Origin of the sequence: Crossiella sp. SN42, assembly GCF_023897065.1 — a bacterium.
GTDB lineage: Bacteria > Actinomycetota > Actinomycetes > Mycobacteriales > Pseudonocardiaceae > Crossiella.
The window spans coordinates 118,756-140,543 of the sequence record NZ_JAMHIV010000024.1 but is presented as its reverse complement, the minus strand read 5'-3'; the positions used below and the strand labels follow the sequence as shown (position 1 = coordinate 140,543).

General features: G+C 72.2%; 21 protein-coding genes. 10 read left to right on the top strand and 11 right to left on the bottom strand.

Going from position 1 to position 21,788, the window contains the following annotated elements; translation table 11 throughout:
* Position 1: 1 nt before the first annotated feature.
* Genes M8C13_RS27800 through M8C13_RS27780 form a run of 5 tightly spaced genes read left to right on the top strand, consistent with a single transcriptional unit; the run spans position 2 to position 7,203 of the window.
* Positions 2-1,300: an SWIM zinc finger family protein gene (locus M8C13_RS27800; protein WP_252483660.1), complete on the top strand. Its 1,299-nt coding sequence runs from the start codon at positions 2-4 to the stop codon at positions 1,298-1,300.
* Positions 1,297-2,712, top strand: coding sequence for a DUF5691 domain-containing protein (locus tag M8C13_RS27795; RefSeq protein ID WP_252483659.1), 1,416 nt, complete (start codon positions 1,297-1,299; stop codon positions 2,710-2,712). Before M8C13_RS27800 ends, M8C13_RS27795 begins: the two co-directional genes overlap by 4 nt.
* Positions 2,709-3,806, top strand: a complete 1,098-nt coding sequence (locus M8C13_RS27790; protein WP_252483658.1) for an AAA family ATPase — start codon at positions 2,709-2,711, stop codon at positions 3,804-3,806. The genes M8C13_RS27795 and M8C13_RS27790 overlap by 4 nt, the downstream gene beginning before the upstream one ends.
* Entirely contained in the window at positions 3,806-6,034 is a 2,229-nt protein-coding gene (locus tag M8C13_RS27785) for a DUF5682 family protein (RefSeq protein WP_252483657.1), read from the top strand. Before M8C13_RS27790 ends, M8C13_RS27785 begins: the two co-directional genes overlap by 1 nt.
* Complete coding sequence (locus M8C13_RS27780; RefSeq protein ID WP_252483656.1) at positions 6,031-7,203, top strand: VWA domain-containing protein; 1,173 nt, start codon at positions 6,031-6,033, stop codon at positions 7,201-7,203. Before M8C13_RS27785 ends, M8C13_RS27780 begins: the two co-directional genes overlap by 4 nt.
* On the opposite strand, the gene M8C13_RS27775 is transcribed toward M8C13_RS27780, so the two are convergent.
* Positions 7,200-8,291, bottom strand: a complete 1,092-nt coding sequence (locus tag M8C13_RS27775; protein ID WP_252483655.1) for a hypothetical protein — start codon at positions 8,289-8,291, stop codon at positions 7,200-7,202. The genes M8C13_RS27780 and M8C13_RS27775 overlap by 4 nt on opposite strands.
* 116 nt (positions 8,292-8,407) lie before the next feature.
* On the opposite strand from M8C13_RS27775, the gene M8C13_RS27770 reads away from it, so the two are divergent.
* Positions 8,408-9,160 carry a DUF2470 domain-containing protein gene (locus tag M8C13_RS27770; protein WP_252483695.1) on the top strand — a complete coding sequence of 251 codons (753 nt, stop codon included), beginning with the start codon at positions 8,408-8,410 and terminating at the stop codon, positions 9,158-9,160.
* A gap of 81 nt (positions 9,161-9,241) precedes the next feature.
* Here the strand turns inward: M8C13_RS27770 and M8C13_RS27765 are convergent, their stop codons facing one another.
* Both M8C13_RS27765 and M8C13_RS27760 read right to left on the bottom strand, forming a co-directional pair.
* A complete protein-coding gene (locus M8C13_RS27765; protein WP_252483654.1) occupies positions 9,242-10,453 on the bottom strand; it encodes an acyl-CoA dehydrogenase family protein in 1,212 nt (403 codons plus the stop codon).
* A gap of 13 nt (positions 10,454-10,466) precedes the next feature.
* On the bottom strand, positions 10,467-11,015 hold the full coding sequence (locus M8C13_RS27760) for an SCP2 sterol-binding domain-containing protein (protein ID WP_252483653.1): 549 nt from the start codon (positions 11,013-11,015) through the stop codon (positions 10,467-10,469).
* A 93-nt stretch (positions 11,016-11,108) separates the two neighbouring features.
* Here M8C13_RS27760 and M8C13_RS27755 point away from each other — a divergent pair, with 93 nt between their 5' ends.
* Positions 11,109-11,795, top strand: coding sequence for a TetR/AcrR family transcriptional regulator (locus tag M8C13_RS27755; RefSeq protein ID WP_252483652.1), 687 nt, complete (start codon positions 11,109-11,111; stop codon positions 11,793-11,795).
* Here M8C13_RS27755 and M8C13_RS27750 read toward each other — a convergent pair.
* From M8C13_RS27750 to M8C13_RS27735, 4 genes are all read right to left on the bottom strand, one after another.
* Positions 11,785-12,687 carry an ROK family protein gene (locus M8C13_RS27750; RefSeq protein WP_252483651.1) on the bottom strand — a complete coding sequence of 301 codons (903 nt, stop codon included), beginning with the start codon at positions 12,685-12,687 and terminating at the stop codon, positions 11,785-11,787. The two genes, M8C13_RS27755 and M8C13_RS27750, sit on opposite strands and share 11 nt — an antisense overlap.
* 122 nt (positions 12,688-12,809) lie before the next feature.
* The gene (locus tag M8C13_RS27745) at positions 12,810-13,577 is read right to left on the bottom strand and encodes an amino acid ABC transporter ATP-binding protein (protein ID WP_305884010.1); all 768 of its coding nucleotides are present in this window, start codon (positions 13,575-13,577) and stop codon (positions 12,810-12,812) included.
* The gene (locus M8C13_RS27740) at positions 13,577-14,386 is read right to left on the bottom strand and encodes an amino acid ABC transporter permease (RefSeq protein WP_252483650.1); all 810 of its coding nucleotides are present in this window, start codon (positions 14,384-14,386) and stop codon (positions 13,577-13,579) included. Before M8C13_RS27740 ends, M8C13_RS27745 begins: the two co-directional genes overlap by 1 nt.
* A 63-nt stretch (positions 14,387-14,449) precedes the next feature.
* Complete coding sequence (locus tag M8C13_RS27735; RefSeq protein WP_252483649.1) at positions 14,450-15,256, bottom strand: transporter substrate-binding domain-containing protein; 807 nt, start codon at positions 15,254-15,256, stop codon at positions 14,450-14,452.
* Between the two features lie 412 nt (positions 15,257-15,668).
* Here M8C13_RS27735 and M8C13_RS27730 point away from each other — a divergent pair, with 412 nt between their 5' ends.
* Positions 15,669-15,929, top strand: a complete 261-nt coding sequence (locus M8C13_RS27730) for a hypothetical protein (protein WP_252483648.1) — start codon at positions 15,669-15,671, stop codon at positions 15,927-15,929.
* Between the two features lie 224 nt (positions 15,930-16,153).
* On the opposite strand, the gene M8C13_RS27725 is transcribed toward M8C13_RS27730, so the two are convergent.
* On the bottom strand, positions 16,154-17,578 hold the full coding sequence (locus M8C13_RS27725) for a M20/M25/M40 family metallo-hydrolase (RefSeq protein ID WP_374213170.1): 1,425 nt from the start codon (positions 17,576-17,578) through the stop codon (positions 16,154-16,156).
* A gap of 82 nt (positions 17,579-17,660) precedes the next feature.
* On the opposite strand from M8C13_RS27725, the gene M8C13_RS27720 reads away from it, so the two are divergent.
* Entirely contained in the window at positions 17,661-18,689 is a 1,029-nt protein-coding gene (locus M8C13_RS27720; RefSeq protein WP_252483647.1) for a PhoD-like phosphatase N-terminal domain-containing protein, read from the top strand.
* Here M8C13_RS27720 and mctP read toward each other — a convergent pair.
* Positions 18,638-20,290, bottom strand: coding sequence for a monocarboxylate uptake permease MctP (gene mctP / locus M8C13_RS27715; RefSeq protein WP_252483646.1), 1,653 nt, complete (start codon positions 20,288-20,290; stop codon positions 18,638-18,640). The two genes, M8C13_RS27720 and mctP, sit on opposite strands and share 52 nt — an antisense overlap.
* Positions 20,287-20,577 carry a DUF3311 domain-containing protein gene (locus M8C13_RS27710; protein ID WP_252483645.1) on the bottom strand — a complete coding sequence of 97 codons (291 nt, stop codon included), beginning with the start codon at positions 20,575-20,577 and terminating at the stop codon, positions 20,287-20,289. The genes mctP and M8C13_RS27710 overlap by 4 nt, the downstream gene beginning before the upstream one ends.
* A gap of 210 nt (positions 20,578-20,787) precedes the next feature.
* Here M8C13_RS27710 and M8C13_RS27705 point away from each other — a divergent pair, with 210 nt between their 5' ends.
* Positions 20,788-21,654 (top strand): septum formation family protein, encoded by an 867-nt coding sequence (locus tag M8C13_RS27705; RefSeq protein ID WP_252483644.1) that lies wholly within the window; start codon positions 20,788-20,790, stop codon positions 21,652-21,654.
* Here M8C13_RS27705 and M8C13_RS44700 read toward each other — a convergent pair.
* Positions 21,643-21,777, bottom strand: a complete 135-nt coding sequence (locus M8C13_RS44700; protein WP_256509777.1) for a hypothetical protein — start codon at positions 21,775-21,777, stop codon at positions 21,643-21,645. The genes M8C13_RS27705 and M8C13_RS44700 overlap by 12 nt on opposite strands.
* Between the last annotated feature and the right edge of the window lie 11 nt (positions 21,778-21,788).

Here is a 21,788-nt window from a genome sequence, read left to right as displayed (position 1 = left end):
CGTGGATGTCGACGCGGTGCTGGCGCTGGCGCCCGACCAGCAGGTCGCGGCCAGCGCGGCCAAGCTGACCGCCCTGGCCGGCTGGGACTGGCTGGGGCGGGACGAGCGGCTGCTCTGGGGACGGTGCCGGGGCAGCGGCAGCAAGCCGTACCAGGTGTGTGTGGACCTGACCGACCGCGCGGCCAAGTGCTCCTGCCCGTCCCGGAAGTTCCCGTGCAAGCACGCGCTGGCCCTCCAACTGCTGCACGCGCTGGACAAGGTGGAGCCGGGCGTGCCCTTGCAGTGGGCGGGCGAGTGGCTGGCCAAGCGGGAGTCCCGGACCGCGCCCACCGAGCTGGACACCTCCGAAGAGGCGGTGCGGCGGCGGGCGGCGGCGGCCGAGCGGACCGCGGCCAAGCGGGCGGCCGCGGTGCAGGCCGGGGTGAGCGGGCTGCGCGAGTGGCTGGCCGACCTGGCCGCCGGTGGCATCGCCGGACTGCCCTCGCGGGAGCCGGAGTGGTGGCGGATGTCCTCGGCCAGGATGGTCGACGCCAAGGCGCCCGGACTGGCCGAGTCGATCACCGAGCTGTCCGCGGTGGTCCGGGCCGGTGGGCGGCGCTGGGCCGAGGTGGCCGCGGACCGGATCGGCGGACTGCACCTGCTGGCCACGGTCGCGCCGGACCCGCCGGCGGAGCTGGCCGCGGTGGTGCGGCGGCGGCTCGGGTTCACCGTGCGCGAGGACGAGGTGCGCGCGGGCGAGGGCTGGTCGGACCGCTGGGTGCCGCTGCTGCTGCGGGACTCCGACGACGGGCGGATCCGCACCGTGCAGCAGTGGGCCTGGGCGCGGGATCGGCGAGAGTGGGTGACCGTGCTGCGGCACGGGGTGCTCGGCGGGCCCGGCATCGGACCGGCGCTGCCGGTGGGCGGGGAGTTCGAGGGCACGCTGTACCCGTATCCGGCCGGGATGCCCCGGCGGATGGCGGTCGGCGACGTGGGCGAGGTGCGCGCGGCCAGGGCGATCGAGCTGCCGGAGACCTGGGCGGCGGCGCTGGCCGGGCTGGAACCGGCGCTGGTGGCCGATCCGTGGCAGCGCAGGCATCCGCTGGGCTGTCAACAGGTCCGGCTCGGCCTGGCCGGGAACGAGCACGGGCTGGTGGACGGCGAGGACCGGTGGCTGCCGGTGCGCCAGGACAGCGCGGTGGACCGGGCGCTGGCGCTGCACGGCGGGGCCGCCTTCGACGCGGTGTGCCTGTGGAACGGCTGGACATTGACCCTGGGCGCGGCCGCCGAACCGGGCCGGGCTCCGGTGGTGCTGGCGTGACCGGGTGGCAGGAAACCGTGCAGCGCCTGCTGGTCGGCGCGACCAGGTCCACTGTGGACGGTGAAGAGCTGCTGGCCGACTGCGCCGCGCTCGGGCTGGCCAGGCACGGCGCGCAGCAGCCGCGCACCGGCGGCATCGAGGTGCTGGCGCCCGCGCCCGCGGAGAGCAGGCCGGTCGCGCCGGACCGCACCGCGGGGCTGTTGAGCCAGATCCTGGCCTGGGAGGACCCGCACCTGCTCACCGAGTGGTGCCTGGCGGTGGCCCGGGCGGGCCGGATCGCGCCGCCGAGGGCGCTGCCGGACCTGCTGGCCGCGGGCACCGCGCGCACCGGCTGCCGGCCGGAGATCGTGGAGGTGCTGGGCGCGCGCGGGCGCTGGCTGGCCGGGATGCGGCCGTCCTGGTCGTGGGCGGCGGGCACCCCGGAGACGCCGGAGGGCCTCGCCGACCTCAACGAGCTGCTGGATCTGCCGCTGCCGCAACGTAAAGCGGGGCTTCGCTGGGCGCGGCTGTCCGATCCGGCCGGGGTGCGGCGGCTGATCACCGAGGGCTGGTCCGGGCTGTGGCGGGCCGGGGACCGGCGGCTGCTGGTCACCGCGCTGGCCGACGGACTCAGCGCCGCGGACGAGCCGCTGCTGGAGGCCGCGCTGGACGACCGGGCGGGCGCGGTGCACAACGAGGCGGTGCGGTTGTTGCGGCTGCTGCCCGGATCGGCGCTCTCCGAACGGTCCGCGGCCCGGCTGCGGGCCGGGCTGCACGTCTCCCGCGGCGAGCTGACCGTGCGCGAGGACGGCCCCTACGGCAGCGAACCGGAACCGGCCGAGGTGCGGGACCTGTTGCGCGAGGGCACGTTGGAGAGCGGGGTGAGCGGGCGGCTGCTCGGCGCGGCCAGCGGGGTGCCGCCGGAGCTGTTCCTGGAGCTGTTCGGCGCGGACACCGAGCAGCTGCTGCAGGCCTCGCCGTTCGCGCCGATGCTGCTCAAGGGGATCGCCGCCGCGCTGCCGCGCTCGGCCGACCCGCTGCGCTGGCTGCCCGCGGTGGCCAAGGTGCTCTCCCAGGCCGACCTGCTGGACATCCTCGCCGAACTGCCGACCGAGCTGGCCGCGCGGGCGCTGGCCGGGCTGGTCGGCCGGTGGAACTACGACGTGCTCGACCACGCCTGCGCCGGGCTGCCCGGCCCGTGGCCCGCGGAGACCACCACGGCGGTGCTGGCCCGCTACGCCGAGATGAGCGACCGCCGCTGGCGGGCCGGGCGGCCGCCCGAGCTGCTGATGCGCCGCGGCGACCTCGGCGTGCTGACCCGGCACTGGCGGCGGATCACCCTGCGCTGGCCCGAGCACGGCGCCGAACACTCAGTACTGGAACTGCGCACCGAACTGTTCCGTGCGCTCGACGATCGGAAGGACCCGGCGTGACGACCGAGAACGGCGGCGGCGCACTCCGCCCCAGCGCCGAAGAGCAGTACGCCGCCGAGCTGGCCGCCTGTGCCGCGGCGGACGATCGCCCGCGCCCGCCGCGCTGGCGGATGTCCCCGCAGGCCGTGGTGCGCTACGTGCTCGGCGGCAAGCTGCCGGACGGCACGGTGATCACGCCCAAGTACATCGGCGACCGGCGGCTGGTGGAGGTCGCGGTGGGCACCCTGGTCACCGACCGGGCGCTGCTGCTGCTCGGCGTGCCGGGCACGGCGAAGTCCTGGCTGTCCGAGCACCTGGCGGCCGCGGTCAGCGGCAACTCCACGCTTGTCGTGCAGGGCACCGCGGGCACCAGCGAGGACTCGATCCGCTACGGCTGGAACTACGCCCGGCTGATCGCCGAGGGGCCGAGCGAGGCCGCGCTGGTGCCCTCGCCGGTGCTGCGCGCGATGCGCACCGGGGCGGTGGCCAGGATCGAGGAGCTGACCAGGATGCCCTCGGAGGTCCAGGACTCGCTGATCACCGTGCTCAGCGAGAAGGCACTGCCGGTGCCGGAGCTGAACCAGCAGGTGCAGGCGATCGCCGGGTTCACCGTGATCGCCACCGCGAACGACCGGGACCGCGGCGTGAACCAGATGTCGGCCGCGCTGGCCAGGCGGTTCAACACGGTGGTGCTGCCGCCGCCTGCCACCGAGGACGCCGAGGTGGAGATCGTCGCGCAGCGCTCGGCGCAGCTGGGCCGGGCGTTGCAGCTGCCGGCCGAGCCGCCCTCGCTGGCCGAGGTGCGCCGGGTGGTGCGGATCTTCCGCGAGCTGCGCAACGGCGGCACCTCCGACGGGCGCACCCAGCTGAAGAAGCCCAGCGGCAGCCTGTCCACCGCCGAGGCGATCTCGGTGGTGACCAGCGGGATGGCGCTGGCCGCGCACTTCGGCGACGGGTCGGTCGGCGCGGACGAGCTGGCCGCCGGGCTGCTCGGCGCGGTGGTCAAGGACCGGGTCTCGGACGCGGCGGCCTGGCAGGAGTACCTGGAGGCCGTGGTCAGGGAGCGCGCCGAGTGGCGGGACCTCTACCGGGCCTGCCGGGAGCTCGGCGTCTGATGGCCCGGACCCAGCCCCTGCCGGCGCGGGTCACCCTGCTCGGCATCCGGCACCACGGCCCCGGCTCGGCGCGGATGGTGCGCGCCGCGCTGGCGGCGTTGTCGCCCAAGGTGATCCTCATCGAGGGGCCGCCGGAGGGGGACGCGCTGCTGGCGCACGTGCCGGAGCTGACCCCGCCGGTGGCGCTGCTGCTGCACGAGGAGTCCGATCCGGCCAGCGCCTCGTTCTGGCCGTTCGCCCGATTCTCCCCGGAGTGGCAGGCGCTGAGCTGGGGCGCCGACCACGGCGCGTCGACCCGGTTCTTCGACCTGCCCGCGGCGATGTCCCTGGCCAGGGCGGCGAGTCCGCCTGCGGAGCGGAAGGTCGCGGTCGACCCGCTGGCGGTGCTGGCCGAGGCGGCCGGGTTCGACGACCCGGAGCGCTGGTGGGAGGACGTGGTCGAGCACTCCAGCGCCGACCCGCTGGGCCTGGCCGCCGCGGTGGCCGAGGCCATGGGCGCGCTGCGCGAGGAGTTCGCCGACACCGTGGACGAGCACACACTGCGGCGTGAGGCGGCCATGCGGCAGAACCTGCGGAAGGCGCTTAAGGACACCGAGGGGCCGGTCGCGGTGGTCTGCGGGGCGTGGCACGTGCCCGCGCTGCAACAGCTTCCGGCCGCGACCGCGGACGCGGCGCTGCTGCGCGGGCAGCCGAGGCTGAAGGTCTCCGGCAGCTGGGTGCCGTGGAGCCACGGACGGCTGGCGGCCACCTCCGGCTACGGCGCGGGAGTGGACTCGCCGGGCTGGTACGCGCACCTGTGGGAGCGGGCCGAGGCGGGCGATGTGGTGCCGCGCTGGCTGGCGCGCACCGCGCAGGTGTTGCGGGAGCAGGGTTTGCCCGCCTCCACGGCGAGTGCGGTGGAGGCGGTGCGGCTGGCCGAGACGCTGGCCGCGCTGCGCGGGCGGCCCTCGCCGGGGCTGGCCGAGGTCACCGAGGCGACCCTGGCGGTGCTCTGCGGCGGGGACGACGTGGGGCTGAAGCTGGTGCGGGAGCGGCTGGTCGTCGGCGAGGAGCTGGGCGCGGTCGGCGAGAAGGTGCCACGCTCGCCGCTGGCCGCGGACCTGGCCCGGTTGCAGCGGCGGTTGCGGCTGGCCCCGGAGGCCGCCGAGCGGAACCTGCGGCTGGACCTGCGCAAGGACATCGACCGGGAGCGCTCGAAGCTGTTGCGGCGGCTGCGGGTGCTGGAGGTGCCGTGGGGCGAGCCGGAGGAGACCGGCGGGCTGGGCACCTTCACCGAGGGCTGGACGCTGCGCTGGGACCCCGGCCTGGCGGTGGCGCTGGCCGCGGCGGCCCGGCACGGCACCACGGTCGAGTCGGCCGCGAGCCAGGTGCTGGTCACCGGCTCGGCGGAGCTGCCGACGGTGGCCGAGGCGGCCCAGTTGCTGGACACCGCGGTCGGCGCCGAGCTGCCGGCGGCGGTGCTGGCCGGGCGGGCCGCGCTGGACCGGTGCGCGGCCGCGGCCACCGACGCGATCGAGCTGCTCACCGCGCTGCCCGCGCTGGCCCGCACGGTCCGCTACGGCTCGGTCCGCGGCACCGACCCGGAGCTGCTGCGCACCGCGCTGCACGGGCTGCTCGCCCGCGGCGCGGTCGGGTTGCCGATGGCCTGCCTGAACATCGACGACGAGACCGCGGCCCACGCACTGTCCACTGTGGACGGAGCACACGAGGCGGTGCGGCTGGCCGCCGACGAGGAGCACGCCGCGACCTGGTGGGAGGCGTTGCGGCGGCTGGTCGAGCTGGGCGCGCGGGACGCGGCCAAGTCCGGGCACGGACTGCCCACCGGACGGGCCTGCCGGCTGCTGTGGGAGTCCGGGCGGCTGGACACCGAGGCGGTGGCCGCCCGGCTGCACCGCGCGGTCTCACCGGGCGGGACGGCGGCGGCGGCCGCGGCGTTCGTGGCCGGGTTCCTGCACGGCTCGGCGGCGCTGCTGGCCGCGGACACCCGGCTGCTCGGCCTGGTGGACGGCTGGCTCTCCGGCCTCTCCGGCGAGGCGTTCGAGGACGCGCTGCCGCTGCTGCGGCGCGCGGTGGGCACCTTCAGTGGCCCGGAACGCCGCACCCTGGCCGAGCGGATCGCCGCGGGCGCGGGCCGCAGCGCGGCCGTGGACACCGACTGGGACCCCGGGCGGGCCGACCGGCTCACCGGCTACGTGCGCGAGCTGTACCGAAGGGCGGGCACCCGATGAGCGAGGCGGAACGGCTGCGCCGCTGGCGGCTGCTGCTCGGCCCGGCGGCCAACGAGCTGGGCGACCTGGACGCCGACGACCGGCGCCGGGACGCGGCGCTGACCGCGCTCTACGGCGGTGGCGGGCAGACGATGCCCGGGGAGGGCGAGGGCAAGCGCAGCGGCGGGCTCAGCTCCAGCGCGCCGGTGCTGCACCGCTGGCTGGGCGATGTGCGCACCTACTTCCCGGCCTCGGTGGTGCAGGTGATGCAGCGGGACGCGGTGGAGCGGCTGGGCCTGACCAAGCTGCTGCTGGAACCGGAGCTGCTCTCCACCGTGGAGCCGGACGTCCGGCTGGTCGGCACCCTGGTGTCGTTGTCCCGGGCGATTCCCGCGCGCACCAAGGAGACCGCGCGGCTGGTGGTGCGCAAGGTGGTCGAGGAGATCGAGAAGAAGCTGGCCGAGAAGCTCATCGCCGCGGTCACCGGCGCGGTGGACCGGGCCAGGCGCACCCGCAGGCCACGACTGTCCGATGTGGACTGGGACGCGACCATCAAGGCCAACCTGCGCCACTACCAGCCCGCGCAGCGCACCGTGGTGGTGGACCAGCTCATCGGCGCGCAGCGGCGCAGCCGCAGCTCCGCGCTCAAGGACGTGCTGCTGCTGGTGGACCAGTCCGGCTCGATGGCCGAGTCGGTGGTCTACTCCGCGGTCTTCGGCGCCACCCTGGCCTCGCTGCGCTCGGTGCACACCCGGCTGGTGGTCTTCGACACCGAGGTCGCCGACCTGACCGAGGAGCTGGACGACCCGGTGGACCTGCTGTTCTCCACCCAGCTCGGCGGCGGCACCGACATCAACCGGGCGATGGCCTACGCCCAGCAGCACATCCGCCGCCCGGCCGACACGGTGCTGGTGCTGATCAGCGACCTGTACGAGGGCGGCGTGGCCGGTGAGCTGCAACGCCGGGTCCGGGACCTGGTGGCCAGCGGGGTGACCGTGGTGGTGCTGCTGGCCTTGTCCGACAGCGGCAAACCGGCCTACGACCACGAGCTGGCCGCCCAGCTCTCCGCCCTCGGCGCGCCCGCCTTCGCCTGCACCCCGGACCTGTTCCCGGACCTGCTGGCCACCGCGCTGCGCAAGGAGGACGTGGCGGCCTGGGCCGAGGCCGAGGGCATCCAGGTCGGGGCTTAGAGCTGGGTCATGCCGGGGTTGAAGGTGGCCAGGCCGAGGATGGGGTAGCCGGGGTAGCCGACCGCGAACACCTTGCCGGGCACCGGATCCCCGGCCACCCAGAGACCGCCCATGGCCTGGATGTTGCCGATCAGGTCCAGGCTGGCCTCCGGCAGCTGGATCGGCAGGTCCGCGCCACTGGCCAGCCGGATCACGCCCTGGGCGTTCCCGCCGAGCGGTCCAAGCTGGGCCGGGGCCAGGGTGATGCCCACCGGCTGCCACGGTCCGGCGTGCAGCAGCTCGGGCAGGCTGGTCCAGGGCCGGAACCGACGGCGGGCCTTGAGGTGGCGGCGCAGTGACATCGGGGCGGCGATGGCCAGCACGAGCACGCTGGCCACGACGCTGCCCGTGCTGAGGCCCTGGACCAGCAGGAAGCCCAGCATGACCAGCGCCACCAGGACGAAGGCGGCCACGTCCGGCCAGATCCGGTACTTGATCGCCCGCGCCAGCACCCCGGCCCAGGCCACGCTGACCGGGTCGGCCGCCGCAGTGCCGTCCGCCTGCTCAGGCTCCGGCGGCACTGGTGTGCCGGTCTCGGTGGTCATCTTGCCGAACAGGGGCGTGCCGGGACCCTCGATCCGGGCCAGCACCAGTCCGGCGTCGTCCGGGCCGACCAGCCACAACCGGCCGGTGCGCCGGAGGACCAGATGTGCCACCCGGCCACCCATCTCCTGGATGCGCAGCCGCCTGCCCTCGGCCTCGACCACGAAGTGCCTGCCGTCCAGGCCGAGCACCTCGGCGTGCACCTGACGCCAGGACTGCGCGGTCATCAGCTGCTTGGCCGCGCGGTTCTGCGGGACCAACCAGATCGCCAGCACCACCTGCAGCACCAGCAGCAGCGCGGCCCCGCCCAGCGCGGCCACCCACGCCACCGGGGTGATCCCGAGCAGGTACACCAGCCCGCCGAGCGCGGCGCACAGGGCGGCCCCGCCCAGCGGGGCGCGCACCAGGGTCAGCTGGTAGTCGCGGATGCCCACGGCCAGGGCGTCCTCGATGGCGGGGCGGTCGGTCACCGGTTGGGCGACGATGGCGGGCGAGGCGGGTTGCACCCGGCAAGGATAGAGATCGGGGTCCCTCGGTCGGCTGACTTTCCTCCAACGACAACTCAAGTTAGCCTTGCCTAAGTTGGAGGTGATCCGTGGAGACCAAGAGTCGTCGCCCGCCGATGCCCGGGCCTGCCGAGCGGGCCCGGACCATGGGTGTCCGAGGCGGCAAGGCGGTGCTGATGCCTGCCGTCGAGGGCGACACGCCCCGGGTGGAGCCGCTGCTGCACCACGTGCACGCGGACGGGTCGGCCTCGCTGCTGCTGGACGAGGACCACGAGCTGGTCGGCCTGGCCTGGCAGGCGCCGCACGGCGAGCTGACCGCGATGGTCGAGCTGACCGACCCGGCCCCGGTGCGCCTGCGCGAGCCGGTGCGCGGACTGCTGTGGATCACCGGTTTCCTGCAGGCCCTGGACGAGCGCGGGGCCAGGGCCGAGGCGCTCTCGGTGGCCGCCACCCGGCCGGACCCCCGGCTGCTGGACGTCGGCCACGGCGCGACCATGCTGCGCCTGGTGCCCGCCTCGCTGGTGCTGGCCGACGCCGAGGGCACCTGCTCGCTCACCCCGCAGGAGTTCACCGCGGCCACGCCGGACCCGTTCTGCCTGATGGAGGACGACTGGCTGCGGCACCTGGAGCTTTCCCACCGCGACGTGGTGGACCTGCTCGCCCGGCACATCCCGGAACAGCTGCGCGGCGGCCACGTCCGGCCGCTGGGCCTGGACCGGCTCGGGCTGCGGCTGCGGGTGGAGGCGGCCGACGGCGACCACGACGTGCGACTGGCCTTCTCCAAGTCGGTGACCACGCCGCACGAGCTGTCGCTGGAGCTGCGCCGGCTGGTGGGCTGCCCCTTCATGGCGAGCTTGCACAGCGACTGACAACACGAAGCCCGGCTCCTGCCGGGAAGCCGGGCTTCGTGGTTTCGGCCTGGGAGGGGGCCACGTCCTCCCGGCCGGGGTCTAGCGGATGTGCATGCCGGAGATCGCCCTGGAGATGACCAGGCGCTGGATCTCGCTGGTGCCCTCGAAGATGGTGAAGATCTTGCTGTCCCGGTGCCAGCGCTCCACCGGGTGCTCGCGGGTGTAGCCGTTGCCGCCCAGGATCTGGATCGCGCGCTCGGTGGCCCAGACCGCGACCTCACCGGCCTTCAGCTTGGACATCGAGCCCTCGGCCGCGTCGAACTTGGCCTCGTTGCGGCCCATCCAGGCCGCGCGCCAGACCAGCAGGCGGGCCGCGTCGATCTCCATCTTCATGTCGGCCAGGGTGAAGGCGATGGACTGGTTCTCGATGATCGGGCGGCCGAAGGTGACCCGCTGCTTGGCGTAGTCCAGCGCGTACTCATACGCCGCCCTGGCGATGCCGATGGCCATCGCGCCCACCGGCGGGCGGGTCAGCTCGAAGGTCTTCATCGCGGCCTGGGCGCCGGCCTTCTTGCCCTCGCGGGCCTTGGCCAGCTTCTCGTCCAGCTTGTCCTTGCCGCCCAGCAGGCAGCTGCCGGGCACCCGCACGTCGTCCAGGAAGACATCGGCGGTGTGCGAGGCGCGCAGGCCGTGCTTCTTGATCTTCTTGGTGGCCACCAGGCCCTTGGTGCCGGGCGGCACGATGAACGCGGCCTGGCCCCTGGAGCCCAGCTCCTTGTCCACCACGGCCTGCACCACGTGCACGTTGGCGATGCCGCCGTTGGTGGCCCAGGCCTTCTGGCCGTTGAGCACCCACTCGTCCTTGGCCTCGTCGTAGACCGCGCGGGTGCGCATGGCCGAGACGTCCGAGCCCGCTTCCGGTTCGGAGGAGCAGAACGCGGCCACCTTGGGGTCGTCCACGTCACCGAAGCACTGCGGGACCCACTCCACGAACTGCTCCGGCGTGCCCGCGGCGAAGATCCCGGCGACCGCCAGGTTCGTGCCGAAGATCGCCAGGCCGATGCCCGCGTCGCCCCAGAACAGCTCCTCCAGCACGATCGGCAGGGAGAGCCCGGTGGGGTCGGCGTAGAAGGTGGCCAGCGACTCGAAGTTGTACAGCCCGATCTTGGCCGCCTCCTGGATCAGCGGCCAGGGCGTCTCCTCCCGCTCGTCCCATTCGGCGGCGGCTGGCCGAACGGAGTCGGCGGCGAACCCGTGCACCCAGTCACGGAGGTCGCGCTGTTCCTCGTTCAGTTCCAGTGAGAAGGTCACGGGCGGTTCTCCCTCACGCCTTGGGGATGCTGAACAGGTTCGAAAGGCCCGCGGCGAAACCGAGGTCGCCCTTGACCTTGATCTTTCCGGTCATGAACATCACCGGGGCGGAGCCGTTGCCGGAGGCGAGCTTGAGGAACTCGGCTGGCGAGAGGGTCACGGTCACCCTCGGCTCGGCCTTGTTCTCCTTGTTCACCGAGCAGGCGCCGTCGGCGATGACCGTCTCGTAGCGCTCGTAGTCCTCGCCGCTGGCGATCCGCCAGTGCACGACCGCCCTGGCCGAACCGGCCTTCTCCGCCTTGAAGTGCACTTCCATCCGGCGGAAGACCTCATCCAGCACCCGGACCCGCAGCTCGGGGCGGGCCATCACGGCCTCGATCTGGTCCTTGGAGGCCCGGGAGATGAGGCGGGCGAAGGAGTGCGGGTCGATCGAGCTGAGGTCGACGGCCTCGCCACTGCTGGCCACTTCCGAGGCGGCGGAGAGGAGCGAGACGAACTCCTCCTTGCTGATCTTCTTGGGATCAACCGTGCTCAGGGCAGCGATCGGGTCGCTGTTCGTCATGGAAACCTCCCGCTTACCTACTGAGCAGTAACTCTACTTTCGAGTAGGTTCGCTGACAAGAGTACCCTTCCTGCTACGTCAACGGGGGTGCCAATGACCGATAACCGCGCTGAGTCCAACGGCGACCGTCCCGCGCGCGCGAAAAGACTGCCCAGGGCGGTCCGGGAACGCCAGATCCTGGACGCCGCGGTCGCGGTGTTCTCCCAGCGCGGGTACCACGCCGCGTCCATGGACGAGATCTCCGAGGTGGCCGGGATCTCCAAGCCGATGATCTACGCCTACCTGGGCGCCAAGGAGGAGCTGTTCGCCGCCTGCATCCAGCGGGAGGCGACCAGGCTGGTGGAGGCCATCGCGGGCGTGGTGGACGAGAGCCTGCCGCCGCGCGAGCAGCTGTGGCGCGGCATCCAGGGCTTCTTCGCCTTCGTCGAGGCGAACCGGGACTCCTGGCGGGTGCTGCACCGGCAGGCAGGCACCCAGGGCGAGCCGTTCGCCGCCGAGCTGACCGCAGGCCGCAAGCGCGCCATCTCGGTGATCGGGCTGCTGCTGGAGCACGCGGCGCAGGCCCAGGGCGTGGGCTCCTTCGCCGAGGGTCAGACCGAGCCGCTGGCCGCCGGACTGGTCGGCGCGGGCGAGTCGCTGGCCGACTGGTGGCTGGACCACCCGGAGGAGACCCCCAAGGCGATGTCCGCGCGGCTGATGAACCTGGTCTGGCTGGGCTTCGGCAACCTGGTGCAGGGCAACAGCTGGCGGCCCTCCCAGGTCGACGGCGTCAGCGCCTGAGCAGCGCCGCCGCCCCCACCAGCCCGGCGTCCCCACCCAGCTGAGCAGGCACCACCCGCAGCCCGGCCAGGAACGACAGGCCCGCGTGGGTGTCCAGGCAGCGCCGGATCGGGTCGAACAGCAGCGGTCCGACCGCGGCCACGCCGCCGCCGATGACCACCAGGTCCAGGTCGCACACGGCCGCCGCGGCCGCGATGGCCAGGCCGACCGCGTGCCCGCCGCGCTCGAAGGCGGCCAGCGCCAGCTCGTTCCCGGCGCGCGCGTCCGCGGCCAGCGCGACCGTGTCCGGCCCGGTCCAGCCCTGCTCGCGGGCCCAGCGGGACAGGTGCGGGCCGCCGGCCACGGTCTCCACGCAGCCGCGGCCGCCGCAGGTGCACGGGTGGCCGTCCGGCTCGACCACCACGTGGCCGATGTGGCCGGCGTTGCCGGTGCGGCCGCCGAAAGGCCGCCCGCCGAGCACCAGGCCGCCGCCGACGCCGGTGGAGACCACCATGCCGAGCATGAAGTCCGCGCCCCGCCCGGCCCCGGCCCAGTGCTCGCCGAGCGCGGTGCACGCCCCGTCCACGGCCAGCTCCACCGGCAGGCCGGGCAGCAGGTCGCCGAGCCGGTCGCGCAGCGGGAAGTCCTGCCAGCCGTTGATGTTGATCGGGCTGACCGTGCCCCTGGTGGTGTCCACCGGACCGGCGCAGCCGACCCCGATCCCGCGCACCGCAACACCTTCCGCCCCGGACAACACCTCGTCCACCACGGCCCGCACCGCCTCCCAGGCCGCCTCGCGGTCATGCGCCGGCGTGGGCCGTCGCGCGGTGCGCAGCAGCGCGCCGGAACCGTCCACCAGACCGGCGGCGATCTTGGTCCCGCCCACGTCAACGGCCAGCGCGAGGTCGGTCATGCCTTCTCCATCCACAGGACGCAAGATCACTTGTCCACAGATTCCACAGGTTCATCCACACACGGCGGCGCGGCCGTCATACTGTCCACAGTAGACAGTATGACGGCCGCGCCGTGGTCCGTTCAGGCTTCTGTGCGCCCCTGGTGGGTGGGGTCGAGCACGCGCGCCAGGAAGGTCTGGGTGCGCTCCTGCTGCGGGTTGCCGATCACCTGCTCGGCCGGGCCCTCCTCGACCACGTAACCGCCGTCCATGAACAGCACCCGGTCGGCCACCTCACGGGCGAACTGCATCTCGTGCGTGACCACCAGCATGGTCATGCCCTCGTCGGCCAGCTGCCGCATCACCCCGAGCACATCGCCGACCAGCTCCGGGTCCAGCGCGGAGGTGGGCTCGTCGAAGAGCATCAGGTCCGGGTTCATCGACAGCGCGCGGGCGATGGCCACCCGCTGCTGCTGACCGCCGGAGAGCTGCGCGGGCATCGCGTTGACCTTGTCCGAGAGCCCGACCCGGTCCAGGTTCGCCCGCGCGATCCGCTGGGCCTCGGCCTTGCCGCGCTTGAGCACCTTGCGCTGCGCCACGGTGAGGTTGTCCAGCACGCTCAGGTGCGAGAACAGGTTGAACGACTGGAAGACCATGCCGATCTTGACCCGGGCGCCGTCCAGGTCGCAGTCCTCGTCGGTCAGCTCGACCCCGTTGACCACGACCCTGCCCGAGGTGGGCTGCTCCAGCAGGTTCACGCAGCGCAGCAGGGTGGACTTGCCCGAGCCGGACGGCCCGATCACGCACACCACCTCGCCGCGGGAGACCGACACGTCGATGCCCTTGAGCACCTCCAGCGGCCCGAAGCTCTTGTGCAGCTGGGTCACCTCGACCATCGCCAGCCCGGCCATCACTGACCCCCCTTCGCGGTGGCGTTCGCCTTGCGTTCCAACCGCTGCTGCAAGATCGACAGCGGGATGGTGATGATCAGGTAGCAGAGGCCGGCCACCACGAACGGCGTCATGCTCTTGTACTGGCTCAGCGCCTGACGGCCGAACTGGGCGAGCTCCTGCTGCTCCAGCGTGGAACCGATGAAGAACACCAGCGAGGAGTCCTTGACCAGCATGATCAGCTCGTTGGTCAGCGGCGGCAGGATGATCCGGAAGGCCTGCGGGATGACCACGGTGACCAGCGTCCTGGTCGGCGACATGCCCAGCGAACGGGCCGCCTCCACCTGCCCCTTGGGCACCGCCTTGATGCCGGCGCGGATGGTCTCGGCCATGTAGGCCGAGGCCACGATGCCCAGCGCCAGGGTGATGATCAGCATGCGGTCGACGTTCATCCCGAACGCGGTGGGGATGCCGAAGCCGACCGCGAGGAAGACCAGCAGCGCGGGCAGGCCGCGGAAGAACTCGATGTAGAGGGTGGCGATCCACCGGTACGGGCCGACCGAGGACAGCCGCATCAGCGCGAGGATGACACCCACGACGATGCCGAAGGCGAAGCCCAGCGCGGTGTAGACGATGGTGTTCTTCAGCGCGATGACGATGATGTTCGGGAACAGCTGCGCCGCGACCTCGAAGTCGAAGAACGAGGTGACGATCTTCTCCCAGTTGGCGAGGAAGGCCATCACCACGAGCACGACGACGAGCAGGCCGTACTGGATGCCCCGGAACAACCGGGCGCGCTGTCTCCGGCTGAGGCCGGTCTTTCCTGACATACACAAGCTCCTGGCAAACAGACAGGGCCGGTGCGGATCTCGCACCGGCCCCGGACGGTCGGATCAGCCCTGCTTCGGCTTCTCCTTGAACCACTTCTCGTAGAGGTTCGCGTAGGTGCCGTCGCTCTTGGCCTTGGCCAGCACCTCGTTGACCTTCTTCAGCAGCACGTCGTTGCCCTTGCGGACGCCGATGCCGTAGTTCTCGTTGGTGTTGAACGCCGCGGTCATCTCGGTGTCCGGGTTCTTGCGGGCGTAGTCCTTGAGCACGAAGTCGTCGTTGATGCCCGCGGCGACCGAACCGTTCTTCACCGACTCCAGCAGCAGGCCGAGGTCCTCGAAGGTGACCAGCTCCACACCGGCGGGCGCGGCGTTCTTCTCCGCGTAGACCTTGCCGGTGGTGTCGGCCTGCACGCCCATCTTCTTGCCCTTGAGCGACTCCAGGCTGGTGATGCCGGAGCCCTTCTTGACCAGCAGCGCCTGGGTGGCCAGGAAGTACGGGTCGGAGAAGTCGAAGTTCTGCTTGCGGGTGTCCGTGATGGTCATGCCCGCGGCGGCCACATCGCACTTGTTGATGTTGAGGTCCTGGCCGGAGGCGATCGTGTCGAACGGACCGTCCACGATCTCCTGCTTGACGCCCAGGTCCTTGGCCACCAGGTTCACCAGGTCGACGTCGAAGCCGACGACCTCGTTGCCCTCCTTGAACTGGAAGGGCTCGTACGGCAGGTGCGTGCAGGTCTTGAGCTTCCCTGCCTCGACCAGCGGCACACCGTTGGCCGTGGCGCCGCCACCGCCGCCACACGCGGTCGCGGCGAGCAGCAGGGCTGCCACCGGCAGCAGGGCGAGCACCTGGTGTCTTGGTCGACGGGCCACGGTGTCACTCCTCGTAGTCAGTTTCCGGGCAAGTTCTGCGCATCCTGCCATCCGGATGGCCGGTAGCACAGCAGGTGGCTGGTTACGGGTCCATGACTATGCGGGCTGCGCTACCTGGGCTAACGGCGTTACGGCTCACCGGCTGAGCACTCCGCCAAGCGGGTATTCCTATTCCCCGCGCTGCTACAAAAATTCTCCGCCGATATCTCGAGCAGCTCCCCTCGAAAGGGCCGCATCCCGCCATGGACGAGAGAGCGATCTCGGCTGCCGTCAGCCAGTACGGCACCCCTTGTCACCTCGATGGTGAACAACAACCCCGAGCTGCTCAAGCTGCTGCGCGGTCCCGGCATGGGGATCTTCGTGAACTCGGCGCGACACCTCAAGCTCGCCATGGCGTGCGGCTTCGCGCCCGATGACGCAGAGCGGGGCACGCGCCCTGGAACTGTCCGACTTCTTCCCCGAACTGACCTACGTGGATCTCGGCGGCGGTTTCCCGGTGACTGAGGACGGAATGGAGGAATTCGACTACGGCGAATACGACGAGGCGATCAGCCGGATGTTCACGGACTATCCACGGAAGCGCGCTCGTCGCATCAAACTGATCCCGGAGCCGGGCCCTGGTCTGCGTGGACTCCAGCGCCACCGTCATCCCGCGTTCGCTGTTCTACGGTGAGTACCGCGAGGTGAGCGTGCTGGGCCGTTCGGGCGAGTCGCCCGCGGACCGCCCGGCCGACGTGGTGGGCTCGACCACCTTCGCTGCGCACCGGGGACGTGCTGGCCGCGCCGCTGCCGCTGGGCAGCCTGGTGCTCGGCGTGCTGGTCAGCTGGGGCGGCACCCTGCTGTGGAACCAGGCCGCCGGCAGGCCCGGACCGCCGGAGCGATCCGGGCCTGACAACTCACTTGCCGGAGCGGGCGTGCGCGTCCAGCACGTAGGAGATCGCCTCGGTGATCCGGCGGGCGTAGTCCAGGTGCAGGGACTCATCGGGCACGTGCGCGTTGCTGTCCGCGCCCAGTGCGCCGGTGACCACGAACTGCGCCTGCGGGTACGCCTCGTGCAGCAGGCCCATGAACGGGATGGAGCCGCCCTCGCCGGTGGCCTTCCAGCCGGTGCCGAAGACCTGCTCGCCCGCGGTGTCCAGGGCCTCGCGCAGCCAGGGCCGCAGGCTCGGCGCGTTCCAGCCGTCGGCCGCCTCCACCTTGGCCAGCTCCACCTGGGCGCCGTAGGGCACGTCGGTGGTCAGCGCGCGGCGCACCGCGGCCAGCGCGGCGGCCGAGTCCGCGGTGGGCGGCAACCGGAAGCCGAGCATCAGCGTGGTGTGCGGGCGCAGCACGTTGCCCGCATCGTCCGGCACCGGCAGGCCGTCCGCGCCGATGACCGACAGCGTCGGCCGCCAGGTGCGGTTGAGCTCCAGCTCCAGCTCGTCCTCTGTCACCGTGCGCATGCCCGGCATCAGCGGGAACAGCCGCAGCAGCAGGCCGGGCAGCACGGCGAGGGCCTCCTCGGCCTCCCGCACCCGCTCCGCCGGGATGTCCGCGCTCAGCTCGGGCAGCAGCACCTTGCCGGTGGCCGAGTCCTCCAGCCGGTCCAGCAGCTGGCGCAGCACGCGGAAGGAGCTGGGCACCACCCCGCTGGCCGAGCCGGAGTGCTGGCCGGACTCCAGCACGCGCACGGTCACCTGGGTCTGCACCAGGCCGCGCAGCGAGGTGGTCAGCCACATCCGCTCGTAGTCGGCCGCGCCGGAGTCCAGGCAGACCACCAGCGACACCTCGCCCAGCCGGTCGCGCAGGTGCTCCAGGTAGGCGGGCAGGTCGGGGCTGCCGGACTCCTCGCCGGTCTCCAGCAGCACCACGCAGCGCCCGTGCGCGCCACCGGCGGCCAGCAGGCCCTCGATCGCGGTGACCGCGGCGTAGCCGGCGTAGCCGTCATCGGCCGAGCCCCGGCCGTAGAGGCGGCCGTCCCGCAGCACCGGCGTCCACGGGCCGAGCCCCTCGGACCAGCCACCCACCGGCGGCTGCTTGTCCAGGTGCCCGTAGAGCAGCGCGGTGCCCGCGTCCTCGAAACCGGGCTGCGCCGGCAGGTCGAGCAGCAGCACGGGGGTCCGGTCCGCCAGCCGCACCACGTCCACGGTGGCGCCGGGTAGCGCGCGCTCGACCAGCCAGCGGCGGACGTGCTCGATGGCGGCGTCCAGGTGGCCGTTGCGGGCCCAGTCGGGGTCGAAGGCCGGCGAGATCGCGGGCACGGAGACCAGTTCGGACAGGCTCGTCAGGACATCGTTGTCCCACCGCGAGCGGACGGTGTCAGTCAGTACGGCTCGATCCACGCCGTCGATTCAAACACTAGATTCACTCCAATGGCACCTTGCCGCCACGCGGTGGACGTCCATGCCTGATTACCTGCCTAAGGTGCGACAGGACCCGTTCACCCTCGGCGTGGCCTCCGGTGACCCCGAACCGGACTCGGTGGTGCTCTGGACCCGGCTGACCGGCGCCCCGGACCTCCCGCTGACCGTGCGGTGGCAGCTCAGCGCCGATCCGGCGGGCACCAGGGTGGTGCGTGCGGGCGAGACGGACGCGCTGCCCGAGTGGGGGCACAGCGTGCACGTCGAGGTGGACGGCCTCGAACCGAGCACCGAGTACTTCTTCCGCTTCCGGCACGGCAGGCACCTCTCGCTGACCGGGCGCACCCGGACCGCGCCGCACCCGGTCGCGCTGGAACCGCTGCGGCTGGCCGTGACCAGCGGCGACGCCCTGCCGCAGCCAGCCGACCTGGTGCTCCGGCTCGGCGAGCACCGGACGGCCGGCGGTGACCCTCGGGAGCGGGCGATGAGCCTGCTCACCCCGGCCGCGCAGCTGGCCCGGGCGAGTGCGCCGCAGGTGTCGGTGTGGGGGCCTGGCGAGCTGGCCGGGGAGTGGGTGGCGGCCTGCCGGGCCTACTACGAGCACCAGCCGCTGCGGGCGGCCTCGCGGCCGGACGGCGGGCGGATGCCGATCTACCGGAGCCTGCGCTGGGGGCGGTTGCTGGCGCTGCGGCTGGTGGACACCCAGCAGTACCGGCAGACCGGGTCGCTGCTGGGGGCGGGGCAGGAGCGCTGGCTGGCCGGGGAGCTGAGCAGGCGGCGGCCGCTGTGGGACGTGGTGGCCGGGCACGGGTCGGCGGCTGAGCTGACCGGGGAGCGGCTGGGCGCGCTGTGGCGGCGGGCCAGGGTCGACTCGCCGCTGGTGCTGCGCGGCGGGCCGGGACCGGCCGGGACCCGGCAGGTGGCCGGGGCGCCGGAGCTGGCCCCCGGCACCGCGGGGTCGGTGCTGTGCGAGGTCGACGAGCTGATGTGGCGAGCGGGGTTCCCCGGCCCTGGCGGACCGGGGAACCTCACCTTCCCGCGTCAGTGCGCGGCGACCGCCTTGAGCGAGGGGTCGCCCTCGTCGGCGTGGTAGTCCTCGCCCTTGGTTTCATCGGTGCCGTTGAGCACCTTGAGCTGCCTGGCGATGATCGTGCCGACCACCGCGACCACCAGGTTCACCAGCAGCGCGACGAACCCGACGTAGATCTGCACCTTGGACCCGGCGAAGGGCTCCCAGCCGAGCAGGGACAGCTTGTCCAGGGTCAGCGCGGAACCGCCGAAGTGCGCGCGGCCCGCCGCCGGGTTCGGGATCTGGTAGAGCAGGTAGAAGCCGTAGCCCATACCGGCGATCCAGCCCGCGACCAGGCCATACACGTGGAACCAGCGGGTGTAGAGCGCGATCGCCACCGCGGGCAGCGTCTGCAGGATGATCACGCCGCCGATCAGCTGCAGGTCGATGGAGTACTGCGGGTCGACGAAGACGATGAAGGCGACCGCGCCGAACTTGACCACCAGCGAGGCCAGCTTGGCCTGCTGCGCCTCCTGCTTCGGCGAGGCGTCCTTCTTCAGGTACTCCTTGTAGATGTTGCGGGTCCATAGGTTGGCCGCGGCGATGGACATGATCGCGGCCGGGACCAGCGCGCCGATGCCGATCGCGGCGAAGGCGATACCGGCGAACCAGCCGGGGAACTGCTGGTCGAAGAGCACCGGCACGATGGTGTTGGAGTCCGGCCGCCCGGTGGCGTTGTTCATCAGCGGCTTGGTGCCCGCGGTCAGCGCCACGTAGCCGAGCAGCGCCAGCAGGCCCAGCAGCAGCGAGTAGGCGGGCAGCGCGACCATGTTCTTCTTGATCACGTTGCGGCCCCTGGAGGCCAGGATGCCGGTCAGCGAGTGCGGGTAGAGGAACAGCGCCAGCGCCGAGCCCAGCGCCAGGGTGGCGTACTGGAGCTGGTTGTTCGGGTTCAGCAGCAGCGAGCCCTTGGGCTGGCCGTTGGCCCCCGGCTGGGACAGCAGCTCGGAGGAGCGCTCGAAGATGGTGGTCCAGCCGCCCAGCTTGGCGGGCAGGTAGATGACCGCGACCAGGATCACGATGTAGATCAACGTGTCCTTGACGAAGGCGATCAGCGCCGGGGCGCGCAGGCCGGACTGGTAGGTGTAGACGGCCAGGATCAGGAAGCCGATGAACAGCGGCAGGTGCCCGAGCAGGCCGCTGCCGTTGAAGCCCATGGTGCGCAGCACCGCTTCCAGCCCCACCAGCTGCAACGCGATGTAGGGCATGGTGGCGATGATGCCGGTGACCGCGATCAGCAGGGCCAGGATGCGCGAGCCGTAGCGGCCGCGGACGAAGTCGGCCGGGGTCACGTAGCCGTGCACCCTGGACACCGACCACATGCGCAGCAGCGGCAGGAACACCAGCGGGTACAGGATCACCGTGTAGGGCAGCGCGAAGAAGCCCATCGCGCCCGCGCCGAAGATCAGTGCAGGCACCGCGACGAAGGTGTAGGCGGTGTAGAGGTCGCCGCCGACCAGGAACCAGGTGATCCAGGAGCCGAACTTGCGGCCGCCAAGGCCCCACTCGTCGAGGTGGTCGAGGGTGTCACCGGCCTTCCACTTGGATGCCACGAACCCGAGCACCGTCACCAGCAGGAACAGCACCGCGAAGACGATCAGCTGGGGCCACTGGATCTCGCTCACGCCTTGTCCCCCTCGTCCAGCCGGTCCACGTCGAGGCGGTCCGGCGCGTCCGTGACCACCGGCTCGTCCCTGGTCTTGAGGTAGACCAGCCCGACGCAGACCACGCCCAGCGGCACGAAGGCGAACTGCGACCAGTAGAAGAACGGCAGGCCGAGCAGCCGCGGCTCATCAAAGTTGATCATCGGGGTGACCAGCATCAGCAGCGGCACCACGAGCAGCAGGTTCCACCAGTTCCAGCGCAGCCCGCTGGGGCGCGCAGAGACCGGTGGTGACGAACCAGACGGCATCGAACTCCTCCGTTGTCCTCCCCCGCGGGCCTGCCACCGCTACGGTGACCTTGCCGGGCGCGGATGTGTCGCGGATGTTAGGCATGTGGGGCAATGGTCGTCATCGGGCAGCAGGAAAACCCTGTGTTCGAAGTGCCCGAATCGTGACCAACAGCGCACCAGCCGTACGGCACGGTAGCCGCACGATCACGGTCAGCGAGGGAGGCGAGCATGCGGAGGGCAGCACTGGCGCTCACGCTGTCCGCGTTGCTGGCCGCCGGCTGCACCACCGGCGCGACCGTGGCCGGCGAGCCGGCCTCGGTGAGCGGGGTGGTGCCGGTGCGGCCGACCACGAAGCTGACCGCGCCGCCGGAGGAGAAGCTGCCCGGTGTCGGCGAGTGCTTCGACGCCAAGGTGCTGGGCCGGGTGCCCTGCGCGCGCTCGCACGAGGCCGAGGTGACCTGGCTGGAGACGCTGCCGCAGCACCTGCCCAAGGCCTACCCCGACGACTCGACCCTGCTGGCCAGCTCGATCCCGCGGTGCGCGGAGAAGCTCACCGAGTACATGGGCAGCGAGGCCGCCCCGGCCAGCAGGCTGCGGGTGGGCGCGATCTGGCCGGACAAGGCGCTGTGGGCCACCGGGCAGCACTACGTGATCTGCACCGTGGTCGAGGTCGGCCCGGACGGCGCGCCGGTCAGCCGCACCGGTTCGCTCAAGGACGCGCTGAAGAAGGACTTCTGGGCCTACCAGCTGTGCACGGCCGGTTCGCCGTCGAAGGCGGAGACGCTGGTCGGCGTGCCGTGCGACCAGCCGCACGTGGGTGAGGCGCTGCCCTCGGTGAAGAACCTGGGCAAGAGCAGCGACAAGATCCCGTCGGCCGAGCAGCTGCACTCGACCATGGACAAGCACTGCAAGCAGGTGGTCATCGACTACCTGCTGGCGCCGGAGGGCCGCCCGGACGTGGCGACCAGCTGGCGGGTGCCCTCCGAACGCGACTGGTCGGAGGGCTACACCGTCGGCACCTGTTTCGCCGAGACGAACAAGCCGGTCTCCAAGACCGTCCGCGGCATCGGCGGTCAGGCCGAGCTACCGGCCTGACCCGGTGGGCAGGCGCTCATGGGTGCGCGCGTCCAGCTCCGCCCCCGGACGTTCCCCCTGCTGCGCCAGCAGAACCATCACCACGGCGGCCACAGCAAGCACGAGCATCGCCAGCCCGGCCATGGCACACCTCC